General features: G+C 44.5%; 3 protein-coding genes. 1 reads left to right on the plus strand and 2 read right to left on the minus strand.

Annotated elements, in window-relative coordinates; translation table 11 throughout:
* Positions 1–18 precede the first annotated feature (18 nt).
* Both A3761_RS22335 and rluC read right to left on the minus strand, forming a co-directional pair.
* Positions 19–666, minus strand: a complete 648-nt coding sequence (locus tag A3761_RS22335) for an HAD-IA family hydrolase (protein WP_068507955.1) — start codon at positions 664–666, stop codon at positions 19–21.
* Between the two features lie 4 nt (positions 667–670).
* Positions 671–1,654, minus strand: a complete 984-nt coding sequence (gene rluC, locus A3761_RS22340) for a 23S rRNA pseudouridine(955/2504/2580) synthase RluC (RefSeq protein ID WP_068507957.1) — start codon at positions 1,652–1,654, stop codon at positions 671–673.
* A gap of 951 nt (positions 1,655–2,605) precedes the next feature.
* Here rluC and A3761_RS22345 point away from each other — a divergent pair.
* On the plus strand, positions 2,606–3,145 hold a 540-nt coding region (locus A3761_RS22345), incomplete at its 3' end, for a ribonuclease E/G (RefSeq protein ID WP_156492038.1).

A 3,145-nucleotide genomic window follows, 5' to 3' on the forward strand; every position in this document is an offset into this window, starting at 1 on the left:
TCCAAAATTTACTACCCTCTAACTTACATTCAGCTTTATCAGCTCTGAAAAATGATCAATTATTGCTTTTGGCTCATGTACGGACAAGCGACTCACTTCATGAACCCCATAACTCACACCGATTGCATCCATCCCGAAATTTGAAGCCATCTTCAAGTCATACTCCGTGTCGCCAACCATCACGCACTCTTTCGCAGGCACACCATAGTATGAACAAATCTCTTCCAGCATCATTGGGTGAGGTTTTGAGCGTGTTTCGTCCGCACAGCGCTCAATATCAAAATAGTGCCCAAGCCCGGTCGCCTTTAACGCGAGATTCAAGCCATTTCGACTCTTACCTGTAGCAACTGCCAAACTAAGACCACCCGCCTTAAGCGCCTCAAGCGTCTCAATAACGCCGTCAAACAGATTTTCCTGCGTCATCTCACGGCGAAAAAAGAACTCCGCATAAGATTGCCGCATATTTTCAACATCCTTATCCGACAGGCTTGGATACAAGCTTTGCAAAGCCTCCACCATCCCTAAACCAATAATATTCTTATAGGCATCATGCCCGAGATCGGGCAAGGAGAGCTTATTAGCGGCATACTCAAGACTCGCAACAATATGCTGCTCAGAGTCGACTAAAGTCCCGTCCCAATCAAATATATATACAGGGTACTTCATAACACTACACCAAGCCCATCTTTTTCAAATTAGCTTCATATACTTCGTCGTAGGGCGCCTCAAAACTCATCGCCCTACCGCCAGGCAAGGTAAAGTGAATCTCTTTTGCATGCAGCATCAATCGAGCTTTTTCCATTCCTCTAAACTGCACCAAATCGCGCGGGATATACTTATCATCCCCCACAATTGCATGCCCGGAAAATGCGGCATGAACACGAATCTGATGAGTTCGCCCGGTCACCGGCTTAGCTTCGACTAAGGTAAAATTCTCAGCACTAGATAAGATCTTGAACAAGGTCTGACTTGGCTTCCCGTCCTGGTGTACAACAACAATGCGTTCACCAGATTTTAATTCATTCTTCTTAAGGGGCGCGTCAACGCGCTTTTTATGCTTTGGCCACTTACCGAAAACGGCCATATGGTAAATCTTGTTAACCTCATCATTACGAAACTGCGCATGCAAGTCTCGCAAGGCAGGCCGCGACTTAGCCACCAAGATACAACCCGATGTATCCCTATCCAAGCGGTGCACCAACTCAAGAAACTGGGTTTCCGGGTAACGCTTGCGTAGCGCCTCAATTAAGCCGTAATTAACGCCACTTCCGCCATGCACAGCTAAACCGGAAGGCTTGTTGATTACTAGCAGCTGCTTATCTTCATAAATAATAGCTGAGGCAATAAACTCAAGAAGATTGTCACTCACCCTAATAGCGCCTTTAGAGCTACTTGCAACAACAATCGGTGGAATTCTAACAAGGTCATCAATCGCCAATTTGGTTTCAGGCTTGCAGCGCCCCTTATTAATCCGCACCTCACCCTTTCGAATGACTTTATATATTTTAGACTTTGGCACACCCTTAAGCTGAGAAAGCAAAAAGTTATCGACTCGCTGCCCTTCATTCTTTGCCGTTACTGTTACGATGCGGACAGCTGGCCTGTCATTTGTTTTGCGCTTTTCACCACCTTCAGCGGCTTGTTTTTCACTCATTCTATTCTCTACTTAGATCACCCTGAACTTTGGATGCGCCTTAAAAATCAGTCATATTACTTGATATATTTGCTGCGACAAGTAATTACTGCTATATTTCTGCGTTGTTGTAAGGAGCCCGCTCGCTGTGATCGATTAGCAGTAACAGACAATATAGAGTGAGTGACAAGAAATCTCAGGAATACAAACTTGGTTCATCCGTTTTTTCCACTGTCATCAGCCCACCTTCAACACACTGGTCCCGTAAAAAAGTTACATTGAAAGGCGCATTCCCCTATATAGATTCAGCTGAGTTCAGTCAACTATATAGCTAAAAGCCCACGGAGCAGTAAGACGACAGATTATATAGACAGAAAACCGACAGCTATTTGCTTGCGACACAAGCTAAATAGGCGTTGAAAGTTTTGTACGCACGCAATGAAAAAGAATACATAAAGCGAGCCTTTCCACCAACAGAGTGAAAAGTAGAAAGTACAGACAACACGACACGGTATAGAAAGCTCTGTCATGTCGTAAATTAATTAGGATTCCAGAGCAATTTAAGCTCTGGAAATAAAACTAAAGCGTGGAATCGCATTAGGAAAACAGAATTTATAGCCCGTAAGTGATGCAGACAACAAAGTCTTGCGATTGAACGCAGACCATTAATGTTAGTACGCACTATCACTTACTTCTTAGCGTTGAAAGGCAGCACCGGACTTGAGCGAGCATAAATACATATGCCCAGATCATTTGAAGGAAGCAATAAGACCAGACAATAGTTAGGAAATAGAAGTAAAACCAACAAACGCCATATGTGGCCACTTCCCCACCGCGAATTTGTCACGGGTACTGGGTGTTGCTGCTATGTATTGGAATTTGTTAGCTCGCTAACTTGATTTATAGCTGAGTAATTTTACTTTAAACCAAGCTGTCTTCCTGCGATTTCCAGCACAAAACTGGATTTCATTCATGAAAAGAATGCTTATAAACGCAACTCAAAGTGAAGAGTTACGTGTTGCCCTTGTAGACGGCCAAAAACTCTACGATCTTGATATCGAAGCGAGTTCTCGCGAACAGAAAAAAGCAAACATTTATAAAGGTAAGATCACTCGTATCGAGCCCAGCCTTGAAGCTGCATTTGTTGATTTTGGTGCTGAGCGCCACGGTTTCCTCCCTTTAAAAGAAATCTCTAAAGAATATTTTGACCCCGCTGCCGGTAAAGGCCGGGTCAATATCAAGCAAGCCTTAAGAGAAGGTCAGGAAGTTATAGTTCAGGTTGATAAAGAAGAGCGTGGCAACAAAGGCGCCGCACTGACGACCTTTATCAGCCTTGCCGGTCGTTACTTGGTTCTTATGCCTAATAACGCACGTGCTGGCGGCATTTCTCGCCGCATCGAAGGCGACGACCGCTCACAACTTAAAGAAGCCATGTCCGGCCTTGAAACGCCACGCAACATGGGTGTTATCGTTCGTACTGCTGGCGTAGGTCGTTCAACAGAAGAGCTACAA

It is taken from the genome of Oleiphilus sp. HI0123, assembly GCF_001635315.1.